13 protein-coding genes are annotated in these 15,897 nt (G+C 71.9%); 3 read left to right on the top strand and 10 right to left on the bottom strand.

The window, feature by feature from the left end; genetic code table 11:
- Nucleotides 1–23: 23 nt before the first annotated feature.
- The 7 genes from AB0J46_RS27010 to AB0J46_RS27040 all read right to left on the bottom strand — a co-directional run bounded on the left by AB0J46_RS27010 (nt 24) and on the right by AB0J46_RS27040 (nt 9,950).
- Nucleotides 24–770 (bottom strand): alpha/beta hydrolase, encoded by a 747-nt coding sequence (locus AB0J46_RS27010; protein ID WP_364336585.1) that lies wholly within the window; start codon nt 768–770, stop codon nt 24–26.
- A gap of 251 nt (nt 771–1,021) precedes the next feature.
- On the bottom strand, nt 1,022–2,770 hold the full coding sequence (locus AB0J46_RS27015; protein ID WP_364336587.1) for a bifunctional metallophosphatase/5'-nucleotidase: 1,749 nt from the start codon (nt 2,768–2,770) through the stop codon (nt 1,022–1,024).
- 46 nt (nt 2,771–2,816) lie between these two features.
- Nucleotides 2,817–3,626, bottom strand: a complete 810-nt coding sequence (locus tag AB0J46_RS27020; RefSeq protein WP_364336589.1) for a carbohydrate ABC transporter permease — start codon at nt 3,624–3,626, stop codon at nt 2,817–2,819.
- Nucleotides 3,619–4,551 (bottom strand): sugar ABC transporter permease, encoded by a 933-nt coding sequence (locus AB0J46_RS27025; protein WP_358295034.1) that lies wholly within the window; start codon nt 4,549–4,551, stop codon nt 3,619–3,621. Before AB0J46_RS27025 ends, AB0J46_RS27020 begins: the two co-directional genes overlap by 8 nt.
- 3 nt (nt 4,552–4,554) lie before the next feature.
- Entirely contained in the window at nt 4,555–5,802 is a 1,248-nt protein-coding gene (locus AB0J46_RS27030) for a sugar ABC transporter substrate-binding protein (protein ID WP_364336591.1), read from the bottom strand.
- 69 nt (nt 5,803–5,871) lie between these two features.
- Entirely contained in the window at nt 5,872–8,244 is a 2,373-nt protein-coding gene (locus AB0J46_RS27035) for a phospholipase D-like domain-containing protein (RefSeq protein WP_364336593.1), read from the bottom strand.
- Nucleotides 8,241–9,950, bottom strand: a complete 1,710-nt coding sequence (locus AB0J46_RS27040) for a beta-N-acetylhexosaminidase (protein WP_364336595.1) — start codon at nt 9,948–9,950, stop codon at nt 8,241–8,243. Before AB0J46_RS27040 ends, AB0J46_RS27035 begins: the two co-directional genes overlap by 4 nt.
- A gap of 131 nt (nt 9,951–10,081) precedes the next feature.
- On the opposite strand from AB0J46_RS27040, the gene AB0J46_RS27045 reads away from it, so the two are divergent.
- The 3 genes from AB0J46_RS27045 to AB0J46_RS27055 are packed head-to-tail and all read left to right on the top strand — an operon-like array spanning nt 10,082 to nt 13,010.
- The gene (locus AB0J46_RS27045) at nt 10,082–11,257 is read left to right on the top strand and encodes an ROK family protein (RefSeq protein WP_364336597.1); all 1,176 of its coding nucleotides are present in this window, start codon (nt 10,082–10,084) and stop codon (nt 11,255–11,257) included.
- Between the two features lie 48 nt (nt 11,258–11,305).
- A complete protein-coding gene (locus AB0J46_RS27050; protein ID WP_364336599.1) occupies nt 11,306–11,764 on the top strand; it encodes a MarR family transcriptional regulator in 459 nt (152 codons plus the stop codon).
- A 13-nt stretch (nt 11,765–11,777) separates the two neighbouring features.
- The gene (locus AB0J46_RS27055; RefSeq protein ID WP_364336601.1) at nt 11,778–13,010 is read left to right on the top strand and encodes an epoxide hydrolase family protein; all 1,233 of its coding nucleotides are present in this window, start codon (nt 11,778–11,780) and stop codon (nt 13,008–13,010) included.
- Nucleotides 13,011–13,070: 60 nt separating this feature from the next.
- Here the strand turns inward: AB0J46_RS27055 and AB0J46_RS27060 are convergent, their stop codons facing one another.
- From AB0J46_RS27060 to AB0J46_RS27070, 3 genes are all read right to left on the bottom strand, one after another.
- Complete coding sequence (locus tag AB0J46_RS27060) at nt 13,071–14,159, bottom strand: CU044_5270 family protein (protein ID WP_364336603.1); 1,089 nt, start codon at nt 14,157–14,159, stop codon at nt 13,071–13,073.
- Nucleotides 14,156–14,695, bottom strand: coding sequence for an RNA polymerase sigma factor (locus tag AB0J46_RS27065; protein WP_364336605.1), 540 nt, complete (start codon nt 14,693–14,695; stop codon nt 14,156–14,158). Before AB0J46_RS27065 ends, AB0J46_RS27060 begins: the two co-directional genes overlap by 4 nt.
- Nucleotides 14,696–14,790: 95 nt before the next feature.
- Nucleotides 14,791–15,690, bottom strand: a complete 900-nt coding sequence (locus tag AB0J46_RS27070) for an aminoglycoside phosphotransferase family protein (RefSeq protein WP_364336607.1) — start codon at nt 15,688–15,690, stop codon at nt 14,791–14,793.
- Nucleotides 15,691–15,897: the final 207 nt, after the last annotated feature.

Consider the following 15,897-nt stretch of genomic DNA (forward strand, 5'->3'; position numbering starts at 1 on the left):
GCTCCTCCTCGTGACCTGGCGCGTCAGGCGCGGGTCTGCTCGCGCAGGAACCCGACGATCAGTTCGGTGACCTCGTCCGGCCGTTCCATGCTCGCCAGGTGGGCCGCCCAGGGCAGCTCGACGTTGCGGGCGGCGGGCAGGTCGGCCTCGGTGTGCCGGAAGTCGGCGACGTCGTGCGCGCCCGACACGGCCAGGCACGGCATCGTCACGGCCGCCGGGTCCACCTGGACCTTGACCGGGCCGACGACCCCCTCGGCGAGCTGGAGCTCGTAGGCGCGCAGCTGCATCTCGTGCACGGCCCGCCCGGCCTTGTCGTCGGCGTCGGGGCCCAGCCAGCGGTCGACCATCAGCTGTGCGGCGCCCGCCAGGTCGCCCGCCTCGACCAGCGCGTCCTCGCGCTCGCCGACCGCGCGCAGCTCGGCGCTCGGCTCCCGCCACGGCAGGGCGGCGGAGAGCAGGATCAGCGCCTCCACCCGCTCGGGGCTGCTCGCGGCGACCTCCAGCGCCACCTTCCCGCCGTAGGAGCAGCCGGCCAGGAAGAACCGGTCGATGCCCAGGCTGTCGAGGAGGCCCAGCACGTCGCCGGAGTTGCTGTACGGCTCGGTGGGCAGCGGGCTCTGCCCGAAACCGCGCAGGTCGCACCGGACCACCCGGAAGCCGGCGGCGACCAGGGCCTCCCACTGGGGGTCCCACATGCGCCGGTCGCAGACCCCCGCGTGCAGGAGGAGCAGCGCCGGTCCGTCGCCTGCCACGTCATAGGAAATCGTCATCGCGCAGACGTTACCAGTCATTCGCTGACCGGTTTGTCCCACGCGAGACGGCGCCGGGGCTTTTCCGGCGACCCTGGCCATCCAGGCCGTCACGCCCAGCACCACGGCCGCCGGCACCCCGAGCAACACCGCGTTCAGCAGGTGGCCGGCTCCGGGCAGCCCGCCCACAAGGTGAGGATGCGCAGGAACTGCCGGAGCTCTGCCGCAACTCCGGGGCGCGGGGGGCCGCGCGGCCCCCCGCGCCGCGAGCACTACGGCAGGACCACCGCGCGGTCCAGGGCGGGCGGGGTCAGCGGGCCCTGTCGCAGGTAGGCCCGCATGGCCTCGTAGTCGCGGCTGCCGCGCACCGCGTCGGTGTACCCGGCGAAGGCGGTGTAGCCGTCGGCGCCGAGCAGCGTGTACGCCAGCGCCGCGAGCCGGTAGGTCCGGCCGGTGTCGAGCGGCCGGCCGTTGATGACCACGTCGGCGGGGTTGATCCGGTCGCCCACGGGCCGGTTCGGGGAGTAGGAGAAGCGCACGTTCTTCGACACGGCCAGCGGGGCGAACTTCACCGTGCCGTCGGCCTGCGTCTGCCACTGCTGCTCCAGGGCCTGCTCAAGCTGCGAGCCCTTGACCGACACCGTGACCACCGGGTTGGCGTAACCCCAGGCGGCCCACGACTCGCCCATGAGCACCTTGCCGTCGGCGTCGGCGGCGTTGGCGCCCTTGGCGAACCTCAGGTCGCCGCGCAGCGAGTTCGAGCCCTTGGTCGGCGCCACGGCCACCATGGCCAGGTCGGCCTTGCCGCCCTCGGTCTGCTGGGAGTCGAAGTACTCGACGTCGGCCACGGTGTTGCCGAGCGTGCTCTGCCCGGTCACGTCGCGGCTCCTGGTGAGGTCGCCGGTGATGGTCCCGTACGGCTTGGCGTAGGTCTCCTTCTGCATGGCGTTCCAGTGGTCGACCAGCTTCACCATGGCGGGGTCGGGCGCGATGTCGCGGGTCACCGGGTGGTTGGCCGCGGTGGTCGCGGTCCTGATGACGTCGCGGGTGCGGCGGTCGAGCTTGAGGTTGATCTCGCTGATGAGGCGGCCGTGGTTGGCGGCCTCGACGACCGGGCGGGGGTTGCCCGCGGGATCGGGGATCGAGCAGTTGAAGTACCAGTGCCAGTGGCCCGTGACGATGGCGTCGATGTCGGGCGAGGCGTTCTTGGCGAAGTCCCAGATGGGCCCGGCCTTCTGGTCACCGCAGCCGCTGTAGTCCTCGCCGGCCTTGCCGCCCTCGTGCACGTTGGCGACGATGGCCTTGACGCCGCGGCGCTTGAGGATCTCGGCGTACTTGTTGGCCGTCTCCACCAGCGGCAGGTTGTCCAGCGACGGCTGGTAGGAGGTGGAGCCGTCCACGGTGGTGGGCGTGGTCAGGTTGATGAACCCGACGGGGATGCCCTGGAACCGCTTGATCACGTACGGCGGGAGCACCGGGCGGGTGTCGCCCTTCATGGTGATGTTGGCCGTGGAGATGTCGAAGTCGGCGCCCTGGAAGGGCTGCCCGTCGGAGTCGGTGAAGCAGCTGTCGAGCCCGACCTCGCCGAAGCACTCCCCCTTGCCCATGTGGTCGCGCAGGAACTCCAGGGACCGGTCCAGCTCGTGGTTCCCGACCGTGGTGAACTCCACCTTGATCTTGTTCAGGAACTCGATCGTGGGCTCGTCGGCGTGGTACGACACCTCGGTGGGCCAGCCGCTGAAGTTGTCGCCGCTGGAGAAGGTGACCGTGTTCTCGTGCCCCTGCCGGAGCCGGTCGAGATGCGCGGCCAGGTACGGCGCGCCGCCCACCACCAGCGTGTTCCCCTGCGGATCCTTGATCGTGCCGTCGGCGGCGTTGCTCTGCGGGGTGATGTAGCCGTGGAAGTCGGTGAGCGACAACAACTGCACGTCCACGGGCCTGGGCGCGGCCAGTGCCGGTGAGGCGGACGAGGCCAGAGTGACGCCTAAGGCGACAATGATCCACTTACGGAACGAAGACATGCAGACTCCTAAATAAGGGGATATAGCAGGAGAAAAGACTTGCGGATCAGCCCTTCGAGCCGGTGAACGCGATCCCGGCGATCAGCTGCCGTTGCATGACCACGAAGAGAACGATCACCGGCAGCGAGGCCACGACGGACCCGGCGAAGAGGATGGGGTAGTTCGTCAGGTACTGGCCGCGCAGCGAGGCCAGCCCGGCGGAGAGCGTCATCATCTCCGGATCGGTGTTGACCACCAGCGGCCAGAGCAGGCTGCTCCAGGACCACATGACGGTCAGCAGCCCGAGCGCCAGCAGGCCGGGCCGGACCAGCGGCAACATGATCCACCAGTAGATCTGCAGCGGGTTGGCGCCGTCCAGCCGCGCCGCCTCGTCCAGCTCCTTGGGCAGGGTCTTGAAGAACTGCCGCAGCAGGAACGTGCCGAAGGCGCCGAAGACGCCGGGGGCGATGAGCGCCTGGAGGGTGTTGAGCCAGCCGAGGCCCTGCATGATCTCGTACCGGGGCAGCAGGAACAGCTCCCCCGGCACCATCAGCACGGCCAGGAACAACATGAAGACCGGCCCGCGCCCGGGGAAGTCCAGCCGCGCGAAGGCGAAGGCCGCCAGCGAGCACAGCAGCAGCTGCCCGGCCGTCACCGCGGCCGTCACGACCACCGTGTTGAGGAACTGCCGCCCGAGCGGCACGGTCCGGAACACGTCGGCGAAGTTGTGCCACTGCCAGGAGGGGACCGCCGTGGGCGGCACCCGCATCGACTCGGTCATGGTCTGCAGCGAGACCACGAGCTGCCAGACGAACGGCATGACCATGATCAGGCCGCCGGCGAGCAGGACCGCGTGCACGATCCAGCGCCTACTCATAGTGCACCCACCGCCTCTGCAGCCGGAACTGGACGGCGGTCAGCATGAGGATCAGGGCCAGCAGCACGACCGCGATCGCGGCGGCGTAGCCGCGGCTGTTCTGCACGAAGCCCTGCTCGTAGAAGAGGTAGACGATCGTGCGGCTCCCCGCCAGCGCCGGGCTCTTGGTGTCGATCATGAGGTAGACCAGGTCGAAGACCTGCAGCGTGTTGATCAACGTGATCACCACGACGAAGAACGTGGTGGGCGTGAGCAGCGGCAGCGTGATGCGGAAGAACTGCCGCACCCGGCCCGCGCCGTCGATCGAGGCGGCCTCGTAGTAGTGCTTGGGGATGCCCTGCAACCCGGCCAGGAACAACACCGCGTTGTACCCGAGCGAGGTCCAGATCCCGACCACCGCGACCGCGTAGATGGCGAACTCGGGGTCGGACACCCAGTACGGCCCGTCGATCCCGACCAGGCCGAGCAGGTAGTTGATCGGCCCGAAGTCGCCGTTGTACAGGTAGCGCCAGGTCAGGCCGACGGCCGCGGGCATGGTGACCACCGGCAGGAAGTACAGCGTGCGGTAGAAGCCGAGCCCGCGCAGCCCCGGCACGTTCAGCAGCGCCGCGATCACGATCGACAGCGGCACCCCGACCAGCACGAGCACGGAGTAGAGCAGCGTGTTGCGCAGCGCGCCGGCCATCTCCTCGTCGCCGAGGAGGGCGATGAAGTTGTCCAGGCCCACCCACGTCTGCCCGCCGAACACGCCCGACTCGGTGAAGCTGAGGTAGAGCGTCTGGACGATCGGCCACAGGTAGAACACGGCCAGCCCGAGGGCCATGGGCGCGATCAGCCCGTAACCCCACAGCCAGTCGCGTCGCGACCGCCGCCCCGGCGGGGCCGCCGCCTTGACGGCGGCGGCCCGTTCCTCGGTCAGCACCATCGGCTACTCCTTGGCCAGGATCTCGTTCATCTGCGCGGCGATCTCCTTGGCCGCCTCCGCGGTCGGCCGCTTGCCCGCCCACGCCTCGGCCAGGAGCTTGTTCTGCACGTCCTGCCACTTGGCGGTGTTGAGCGAGACGGGGTACGGCACGCCGTTCGGGATCGAGGCGTCGAAGGTCTCCTTCAGGTGGTAGTCCGGGAAGGCGGCGAACCAGCCGTCCTGGGTGCCGGCCCGCGAGGAGACCGAGGCGCCGCCGGAGTCGCTGAGGATCTTCTCGGCCTCGTCGGAGGACAGGAACGTGGCGAACTGCGCGGCCTCGGCCGGGTGCTCGCTCTTGGCCGAGACGGAGTTGGCCAGGCCGAGCAGGATGACGGCCTCCTGCGCCGGCCCCTTGGGCAGCGGCGCCACGTCGACCTTGCCGCCGCGCTCGGTGTTGGTCTTGAACGTGCTGGCCAGCCACGAGCCGCCGTAGTACATGGCGTACTTGCCGGTCATGAACAGCTGCACGGGGCTGGTGTCGGTGGTCGCCTGGGCGGGCGGGGCCACCTTGTCCTTGTTGATCATGTCGGTCCAGAACTCCAGGCCCTGGATGGAGCCGGGCTCGTCGAAGCCCGACTTCTTGCCGTCGGCGGAGATGACGTGGCCGCCGGCCTGGATCATCGTGGGGTAGAAGCCGCCCTGGTCCCACAGGGGGGCCAGCAGGCCGTACTGCTTCTTGGCCGGGTCGGTCAGCTTCTTGGCGGCGGCCTTGAGGTCGTCCCAGGTCCAGTCGGCGGTCGGGTACGCGACGCCGCCCTTGTCGAACAGCTCCTTGTCGTACCAGAGCACGGGGACGCCGACGTCGCGCGGCATGCCGTACAGCTTGCCGTCGTAGCGGTAGCCGTCCACGATGGCCTGCGGGAAGGCGCTGACGTCGGCGTTCTCGAAGGGGGCGATGACGCCGCCCTTGGCGTACATGCGCACGTTGAGGCTGTTCATCCAGAAGACGTCGGGGGCCGCGCCGCCGGTGGCCGCGGTCTGGAGCTTGGTCCAGTACTGGTCCCACGGGGTGATCTCAAGCTTGACGGTGACGTCGGGGTGCTGCTTCTGGAAGGCGTCGATGATCTTCTGGGTGCTGGGCTGGTCGTTCTTCTCCCAGATCGCGTAGCTGATCGTGACTTTTCCTGGCTTGGTGGCGGTGGTGTCGGAGCCGGAGCCACAACCGGCCAGTGTCATCGCCAGGGCGGCGGCGAGTGCCATACGCAGGCGCACGGGCAGTTCCTTTTCTCTAGAAGGCGTCAGGGGGTTGATGATCAGGGTCTCGATCGCGGCGGGGCGGGCTCAGAGTCCGGTGTTGGTGAAGCCGGTCCTGGCCACGACGTCGCCGTATCCGTTGGCGTCGAAGTCCTCGACGTAGAAGAGGTGGAAGCCGCTGCCGTCGGCGGCGACGGCGGTGCCCGACTGGTCGCCGGCGGTGTTCGGGTTCATGCGCTCGCAGGGGAAGCGGCCGGTCGTCGTCCCGTCGGTGTTGAACCCGCGGGCGTACACCTCGTGGGAGCGGCCGGCGTTCCACAGGTCGGACTCGGTCCAGCCGACCACGAACCGCCCGGTGTCCTCGACGGCCACGGACGGCGACCCCTGGACGGCGCACCGGTCGGTCTGGTCCACCTTTCCGCAGAGCGGCGGGTACTCCTTGCCGCCGTCGGAGGGCGTGTTCGGCGCGTACCTGCCGAACGCGACGGGGATCTCCGCGAACCTCTGCCCCAGGGAGGGCGTCAGGCCGCGCGTCCGCACCCGCCAGACGGTCGTCACGTCGCCGCCGGTGACCGCCACGTTGTCGCTCCAGACCACGACGCTGTCACCGCCGGGGGTCGTCGCCACGGCGGGGGCCAGGTGCTGGGTGGCGGCGTTGGCGTTGATCCGGGTGGCGGCGGCGACGGTCGCGCCGGTCGCCGAGATCCGCCTGCCGTACACGTCGGGCGCCTGCTGCCAGACCACGGTCGCGGTGCCCGCGCCGTCGACGGCCACGTCGGGCCGGTCCCCCGTGCCCACCTGGAGCGGCGCGAAGGAACGGGCGGTCAGCGAGGCGTAGCCGGCCGCGCGGACGGTCCTGGTCGGCCCGTCCTCCCAGGCCACCGTGAACCCGCCGGCGCCGCGGACCGCGATCCTCGGCCGGGTCTGGTCGCCGCTCCACTGCGGGTCGTTGGCCCAGATCGTCGCGCTCAGCGTGCCCGACGGCGAGAGCCTGCGCACCGCGATGTTGTGCTCGCCCCGGCAGTCGCCGTCCTCGGCCCAGGCGACGTAGGCGTTGCCCGCGTCGTCGACGCCGGCCGACGGCTGCACGTGGTTCCAGCCGGTGGCGCAGCCGACGCCGCCCATCGAGACCTTGACGGGGCCGGTCACCGGCTGCCCGTCGCGGTAGATGCGCGCGTAGACCTCGGTGCCCTCCACCGAGGCGCGGTCGCGGTCGTCCTCCCAGGCCACGGCCGTGTAGCCGGACCGCATGGCGGCGGCCCTGGGCGCGCGCTGGTCGTCGGGGCCGTTGGCGGTCATCTGCAGTCCGGCCCCGGGGAAGGCCCTGGGGACGATCTTGACGACCTCGTCCTTCATCGAGGTGAAGTCGGCGTCGTACGCCGCGTAGACGGCCGGGTCGTCGACGCGGACGAAGGAGTCGTCCGAGGCGGTCAGGGAGCCGCCGTTGAGGTTGTGGGAGCCGGTGTAGACGTAGCTGCGCCGTGCGCCGCCCGCCGCCGCCGACGGCCCGTCCACCAGGATGATCTTGGAGTGAATGCTGTCCGGCGCGCAGGTGTCGCCGGCCGGGTAGTGGCAGCCGCCGGGCCGGAAGGTGTGCACCACGATCCCGCCCTTGGCGAGCTCGGCGGCGGTGGCGGCCGTCTGGTTGCCCTCGGCCACGAGCACCTGGACGTCGCAGCCCTGCTGCTTCTTGGCCTTGAGCTCGGCGATGACCAGCGGCCGGTCCGTGGCGAACTGCGACTGCACCACGCGGATCGCGCCGGGGCAGCCCACGTCCCGGATCATGGCCGCGACCAGGTCGGCGCTGCCGTAGGCGCTCTGGTCGTAGGCGGTGTCACGGGGCTCCATCCAGACCGTGACCTTGCCGCCGGCCGAGCTGAACGGCGCCCGCCAGGAGGTGCGCACCTGGGAGGCCAGCGTGTCGAACGCCTGCCGGTAGCCGTCGGCCAGCGCGGCGTCGCCCGAGCTGATCAGCATGTTCTGGTGCAGGCCGGTGTCGGGGGCGAGGTTCTGCGAGCTCTGCACGACCACGTCGGTCCTGCCGTCCGTGAGCCGGCTGAACACGAGGAACTTGTGGTGGCTGATGTCGGTGTCCGGCCCGTTGCAGCCCCTGTCGCAGAGCGTGACGGGCACGCCGGCCGCGGCCAGCTCGTCCAGGAGCGCGTTGTGCCCCGATCCCTCGGCCACCACCCGTACGTCGACCCGCCGGGCGTGCGCCGCCACCAGCGCGTCCTTGACGGCCTTGATCTCCAGCACGAAGGTCGCCACGCGCAGCGTGGAGTCCGGGGCGGCCAGCCCGATCAGCTCCAGCACCTTCGCGGGCAGGGGGTCGGCGAGCGTGCCGTCCACGCTCGGCCTGCTGAAGTACGCCGACAGCTCCGGAGCCGCCGCCTGGGCCGGGGTGACCAGGCCGAGCAGGCAGGACAGGCCGACGAGGACGACGGACAGACGCTTGATCATGCTCGCTTCCCTTCGCTGAGGTTGCGCCGCAGTCCGCGGGTCCAGGCGGCCACCTCGGCCTCGGTCTCCGCCCGCTCCCGGGGCCGGCCGCGGACGTCCGGCCTGGTCTGCCACGGTTCGGGGCCGGTCTCCTTGCGGTACTCCACGCCCAGCGCGGCGAGCCGGCGCTCGTGGTGCCGCAGCCGCGTCAGGAAGTCGTCGAAGTCGCCTCCGGCGGGGCTCCACACGACCTCGGCGAAGGCCGACAGCCGCGGGAAGGCCATGTAGTCGAGCCCGCGGGGCGAGTCGATGTGCTCGGTCCAGAGGTTGGCCTGCGCGCCGAGGACCCGGGCGGCCTCGGCCTCGGTCAGCTCCGGCGGCACCGGCTCGAAGCCGTGGACGTCGCGCAGCGAGATCACGTTGCCGATCGGGACCGGCTCGTCGGGCCGGTCGGACTGCCGGAAGTCCAGGTAGAGCTCGGTGAAGGGGCAGGTGACCACGTCGTGCCCGGCCCGCGCCGCCGCGACCGCGCCGTACGTCCCGCGCCAGGACGCCACCGTCGCCCCCGGCGGCAGGCCGCCCTCGATGATCTCGTCCCAGCCGAGCAGGCGACGGCCGCGCGCCGCCAGGTGGTCGGAGAACTGGCCGATGAACCAGCTCTGCAGCTCCTCCTCGTCGCGCAGGCCGAGCTCGGCGATGCGGCGCTGGGCCGACGGGCTCTGCCGCCACTGCTCCTTGGGGCACTCGTCGCCGCCCACGCAGACGTACTCGCCGGGGAAGATCTCCATGACCTGGTCGAGCACGTCCCGGTAGAAGGCGAGCGTGGCGTCCTCGACGTTGAGCACGTGGGGCGAGACGCCCCACCCGGTGGCGACCTCCAGCCGTTCGTCGAGGTTGCCCAGCTCCGGATAGGCCGCGATGGCCGCCTGCGAATGGCCGGGCAGCTCGATCTCCGGCACGACGGTGACGAACCGGTCGGCCGCGTACGAGACGATCTCGCGCAGGTCGTCCTGGGTGTAGAAGCCGCCGTGCGGGCGGCCGTCGAACACGCCGTGCCGGCGGTCGCCGAGCGGGCTCTCCCTGCGCCAGGCGCCGACCTCGGTGAGCTTCGGATACCCCTTGACCTCCAGCCGCCAGCCCTGGTCGTCGGTGAGATGCAGATGCAGCACGTTGAGCTTGTGGGCGGCCAGCAGGTCGATGTACCGCAGCAGGTCGGGCTTCGGCAGGAAGTGCCTGGCCACGTCGATCAGGCAGCCGCGCCACCGGAAGCGCGGCCGGTCGGCGACGGTGACCGGGGCGAGCAGCCAGTCCTGCTCGCCGACCGCGCCCCTGCGGAAGGCCGCGGGCGGGAGGAGCTGGCGCAGGGTCTGCGCGCCGTAGAACGCCCCGGCCGCGTCGCCCGCCTCGACGCGCACCCCGTCGGGACGTACGGTCAGGCGGTAACCCTCCGGGCCGAGCCCGGCCGTCAGGGCGAACTCGATCGCCCCCGGCCCCGGCCCTCCGGCGGGCAGCGGCAGGCCGGTCGCGGGCGACAACGCGGCCCGCAGCCAGCCCTCCACCCGCGACAGGCCGGGAGGGGCGGCGATCACTGTGGTCGCGGTGAAGGCGAAGGGTTCCCCGCCGTCTGGGGTCACATGGACGGGTCGTGGCAGCAGCAAGACAGGTCCCTGGGGGGTTCGGGGGCGGGATCGTCGGTCGGTGACAGGGCGGGCGGCGGGTCGTAGCATGGCGCTCGGCTTCCGGTCGCCGCGAGCCGCCCGCGGCCATGCCCGTGATCTGGCCTCTTTTTTCTGGGTGAGCTCCTCGATCAGGATTTATGATGGAGCTCACCATTAAGATTCGTCAAGAAGGGTCATCAGTGACGCTCTCCGTGACCGGCGGCGACCTCCAGCGGCTCCGGCGGCTCAACGCGCTCGCCGCGCTCTCGGCCCTGCGCGCCGGCGGGCCGGCGACGCTGACCCAGCTCGCCGAGCGCGCCGACCTGGCCAGGGCCACCATCAAGGTGGTGGTCAAGGACCTCATGGAGCTGGGCTGGGTGGTCCAGATGGATCCGAGCGGCGGCGAGAAGGGCAGGCCCGCGCGCCGCTACCGGTTCCACGCGGAGGCGGGCCGGGTGCTCGGCCTCGACATAGGGGCGCACAAGGTGCTCGCGGTCGTGGCCGACCTCGACGGCAACGTCCTGCACACCACGCGCGAGCCGGTCACTCCCGAGCAGCCGCGCGGCGAGCGGCTGGCCGCCGTCGACCGGGCCATCGACGGCTGCCTGACCGGCTCGGGCACCGCCGCCGCCGACGTCTGGCTCGCGGTCGCGGGCAGCACGGGCTATGTCGACCTGCAGGGGCGCGTCGTGCTCTCGCGGGCCATCCAGGACTGGTCGGACGTGCCGCTGGCCGACCATCTCGGCGACCGGCTGCGCTGCCCCGTCCTGGTGGAGAACGACAGCAGGCTCGCCGCGCTGGCCGAGTGCCGCAGGGGCATCGCCCGCGACGCGCGGAACCTGATCTTCCTGCACGTCGGACGCCGGGCCGGCGCCGCCGTCGTGCTCGACGGGGTCCCCCTGCGCGGCAGCGGCGGCGCCGCCGGGGAGATCGGCGTGCATCCGCTGTTCAACCTCGGTCACGTGGGCGAGCTGCTGCAGGCCGTCCCGTCGGTCGAGCCCGGCACGCCGCCGGAGGCGGTCGCGGGGGCGGTGTTCGAGGCCGCCAGGCAGGGTGACGTCGAGGCGCGCCGGGCCGTCCTGCGCTACGTCAAGGTGCTGGCGCTGGCCACCACCGCGATGGCCCTCACCGTGGATCCCGACCTGGTGGTGCTCGGCGGGGGGTTCTCGCGCTCGGCCGACGTGCTGATGGAGCCGCTGCGGATCGAGCTGGAGACGATGTGCCTGCGCACGCCCGAGCTGCGGGCCTCCGTGCTCGGCGACGAGTGCGTGGCCATCGGGGCGGTGTGCCACGGCGTCGAGCATCTGGCCAAGGTGCTCTTCGACCCGGAGATCGACCTGTCGGTCGCGGCGCCTCCGCCCTCATTAATGGTGTAGCTCACCGAATGTAGCTCATTTACATCGAAGTTCGATATAAATGGCGGCGTGGCATCCTCTCAGGCGGACCCCGGCCCCGCCCTCGACCTCGACGCGCTGGTCGGCGCGATCGAGGACTTCAACGCGTACTTCATCCGGCTGCCCTCGGTCAGGCGGCTCAGCTTCTCGACCCTGTCCGTGCTGCACACGCTGGCGGGCAAGGGTCCGATGCGGCTCACCGACCTGACGGCGACGGAACAGCTCAAGCAGCCCGCGCTCACCAGCCTGGTCGCCAAGCTCGAACGGGACGGGCTGGTCTCGCGCCGCCCCGACCCGCGCGACGGCCGCGCCGTCCTGCTGGCCCTCACCGAGGAGGGCAGGGACATCGTCCGCTCCCGGCGCGCCGACCGGGTGGCGCGGGTCGCCCGCCTGGTGGCGCACCTGAGCGAGGACGAGCGCGCGGAGCTGGCCCGGTACGCGGGCGTCCTCGGCCGCCTGACCGAGATCGCCGCGCGTGTCGAAGACTAGGAGGACGGTTCCCTTGACTCGCTCGACTCCCTTCCCGTTGCGCCCCGAGCCGCTGCACGTACCGGACGAGGTGCTCGACGACCTGCGCCGCAGGCTCACCATGACCCGATGGGCGCCGTCCGCGGGGAACGACGACGGCTTCTACGGCGTGCGCGGCGAGTACCTGCGCGAGCTGGTCGCCTACTGGGCCGACGGCTTCGACTGGCGGGCGGCGGAGCGGGCGATCAACGCCTACGAGCACTACCGGGTGGACGTCGGCGGCGTGCCGGTGCACTTCATGCGCAAGCCCGGCGTCGGCCCCGCCCCCGTGCCGCTGATCCTCAGCCACGGCTGGCCCTGGACGTTCTGGCACTGGTCGAAGGTCATCGACCCGCTCGCCGACCCCGGCGCCCACGGCGGGGATCCGGCGGAGGCGTTCGACGTGATCGTGCCCTCACTGCCGGGTTTCGGGTTCTCGGCCCTGCTGGACGGCCGGCCGGACATGAACTTCTGGAAGATCGCCGACGTGTGGCACGAGCTGATGACCGGCGTCCTCGGCCATGACCGGTACGCCGCCGCCGGATGCGACGTCGGGGCGCTGGTCACCGGGCAGCTCGGCCACAAGTACGCCGGCGAGCTGTACGCGATCCACATCGGCTCGGCGCAGAAGCTCACCTTCTTCAACGGCGACCGCGCCTGGGACCTGAGCGGCGGCATGCCCATCCCGGACGGCCTGCCCGCCGACGTGCACGCCCGGTTCGTCGAGCTGGACCGGCGGTTCGCGGTGCATCTGGCGGCGCACATGCTCGCGCCGTCCACGCTCGGCCACGGCCTGGCCGACTCCCCCACCGGCATGCTGGCCTGGATCCTGGAACGCTGGACGAAGTGGTCCGACAACCACGGCGACGTCGAGAACGTCTTCACCAAGGACGACCTGCTCACCCACGCGACGATCTTCTGGGCGGGCAACACGATCGACAGCTCGATCCGCACCTACGCCAACAACAACCGCTACCCCTGGACGCCGTCGCACGACCGGTGGCCGGTCGTCGAGGCGCCCACGGGCATCACGTTCGTCGACTTCGAGAACCCGCCTGGCGTCACGACCGGCGAACAGCGGATCCGGAGCTTCCTCGACGGCGACCGGGCCGCCTGGTACAACCACGCCGACATCACCTGCCACGAGCGCGGCGGGCACTTCATCCCGTGGGAGCTCCCCGACGAATGGGTCACAGATCTCCGCCGCACCTTCCGCCCCCACCGCTGACGGCCCCCCGGGGCCGCCGTCCGGCTGCCGTCGCCGCGCCGGCTCACGCCGAGGTCGGGATCAGAGCTTCCTGGGCAGCACCGGGGTCGCGTCGGTCCAGCCGGACGCCGTCAGCGCGGTCCACGCGGTGACCTCGGCCCGGTCGCCGTCGGAGAGGCGTTCCTCCACGGCCAGCAGCCGGCCGGACGCGTCGTCGATGATGATCCGTCGCAATCCGCCCAGCAGCTCGATGCCCGTCCCCACGCGTCCCAGAGGATCGCCGGTCGCGCCGAGGTTCCGCACGCCCGACAGGCCCGCGAGCATCCGGTAGAGCCCGGCCCGCACCTTGGGCGTGGTCGGCAGCTGGGACAGCAGGCTGGTGGCCTGCGCGAACAACGACTCGTCGGACGGCTGACCGCTGGGCCCGGTCCACTGCTGGAGGATCTTCTTGAGCGCCGCCGGATCGGCCGGCAGGCCCATCACCTGTTCCGTGGTGACGTGCGCGGCCCCGACCTGGGGGTAGGCCACCTCCGGGTTGCGCCTGTCGTCGAGCCGGCTGGCGAACGGCGGCGCGGGCACCGCCCCGCCCACCCCGGGCACGGCGGCTCCCGCGCAGTCGCCGAGCCGCCACGCGCCCTGCCCGCGCCAGGTCTCCTCGTCGGCCGGGGTGAGCGGCGCGCCCGACTGGGCGGTGACCACCAGCCAGCTGGGCTCGCGCGCCGCCTTCGCCATCCAGAGCTCGTGGGCGCACGTCACCCGGTACCGGACGCTCCTGGGGGTCCCGCCGCCTGGGGGCCCCTGGCCCGCCTCCTGCAGCGCCATGCTCTGCCCGACGGTGTGCCAGTAGCGGCCGGTCACCGGGCTCGCGGTCTCGATCCGCTCCGCGGCGGCGAGCAGCACGGTACGGGCGGACATCGGGGCAGGCGCCGCGGGCCGGTGGTCCGCGCTCCGCACGAGCACGACGGCCGCCACCGCGACCGCCGCGACGGCGGTGAACCGCAGGGTGGCCGGCAGGCTCCGTCTCGGGCGCGAGCGCCGGCGACCGGGCTCTCCGGGCGAGTTGAGGGCGGCCATGACGAGCACGTCGTCGGCGGAGAGCCGCGACGCGCGGTCCAGCGCGGCCGGGCGGGCCTCGGCGAGCAGGTCCAACGGGTCGGGCTTGCGGCTCATGCGAGCCTCCTTCCTGGAACGGTGACGGACTGCGGAGACGTGGCGGAGCCGCCGGCCTCCATCGCCGTCCGCAGCCGGCGACGCGCCCGGTGCAGCCGGACGAAGAAGACGGCCTTGGTGCAGCCGAGCACCTCGGCCGCCTCCGCGGTGGACAGGCCGTGCCAGGTGGTCAGGGTCAGCAGCTCCTTGTCGGACTCGGACAAGGAGGCCAGCGCCCGCAGGACGGCGACCCGCTCGGTGGCCTGTTCGCCCGCGTCGAGGGCGGCCTCCTCGACCCAGGTCCGCAGCTCGGCCTCCAGGGCCTGACGCCGTACGGTCTGCCGGAAGTCGTCGCGCAGGACGTTGCGGGCGACGCGGAAGAGCCACGGCAACTCGGCGTGGGCCGGAATGTCGTCCAGCCGCCGCCAGGCCACCAGGAAGGTCTCGCTGACCACTTCCTCCGCGAGCTGATGCCCGGCGCGGCCGGCCGCGTAGGCGTACACCCGCGGCCGGTAGGTGTCGTAGAGCACGGTGAAGCGCTCGTGTGGGTCGGGCAAAACCGTGTCCTTCGGTCGCGGATGACTCGTTCGTAGAACATGTGGTCCGAAGGACGGTTTTCTTACATCCCGGTTCGTATCTCCGGCGAACCGGGCTAGCCGGCGAGGGCCTGGGTGATCTGCCGGGTGGTCTGCGCGGCGACCCTCGGGCTGACGGCGGCGTAGGCGGTGTACGCGTTCAGGCCGGTGGCCAGGGCCCAGCCGCGGCCCCGGGTCCAGGTGGCCTCGTCCACGCCGAGCGCGGCGCGGAAGGCGGCCCGGCTGCCGGCCGACATCAGGGTGAAGGCGATCATCAGGTCGGCGGCCGGGTCGCCGATGCCGAGCCCGCCGAAGTCGATGACCGCGCTGACGCGGCCGCCGACGGTCAGCACGTTGCCGGTGTGGAAGTCGCCGTGGAACCAGACAGGCGCGCGGTCCCAGCCGGGGGCGCTCATGGCCGCGTCCCACAGCCTGGTCATGGCGGCGCGGTCGAACACGCCGCCGAGCGCCGCGATGGCGGCCCGCGTCGCGCGATCCCGGCCCGCCAGCGGCTCCTGCGCGAGGTCGGGACGGGTCTTCAAGGACGCGACGGACTCGGGCGCGAACCGCTGCAGGGCGACCAGGAACTCCGCCAGCCCCTCGGCGGCCACGGACGAGCCGGCCAGCGCCTCGACGGTGGCCACCTCGCCCGCCAGCCAGCGGGACACCGCCCACCGCCACGGGTAGCCGAAGCCGGGCTCCCCCACTTCCACCGGCACCGGTACGGCCAGCGGCAGCCACGGCGCGAGCCTGGGCAGCCACTCGTGTTCCTTGTCGGCCTGCCCGACGGCGTCGGCGTGGCGGGGCAGCCGGACGGACAACTCGTCGCCCAGCCGGTAGATCACGTGGTCCGAGCCCGCCGGGTCGAGCAGCCGCAGCGGCAACGCGGCCCACTGCGGGAACTGCGTGTCGACCAGCCTCCTGATCAGGGCGGCGTCGATCGTGGGGCGGGCGGGCGCGGTTCCCGGGACTGCCAAGGACGACTCCAGCGACGGGCCCGCTCCGTGCGGCGGGCGGCCGGACCATCACAGTGCACCGCGAGCCCGCGTGTCGACCCGATCATCGAAGGCCCGCCGCCCGGCGCGAGGCCGCGAGCGCGTGCAGCCGCCCGAAGCCCGATCGAACCCGGCACGCCCCGTGAGAGGTGCAGCCGCCCGGAGCCTGATCGAACCCGGCACGCCCGT

Source organism: Nonomuraea sp. NPDC049758 (genome assembly GCF_040674635.1).
Classification (GTDB): Bacteria; Actinomycetota; Actinomycetes; order Streptosporangiales; family Streptosporangiaceae; genus Nonomuraea.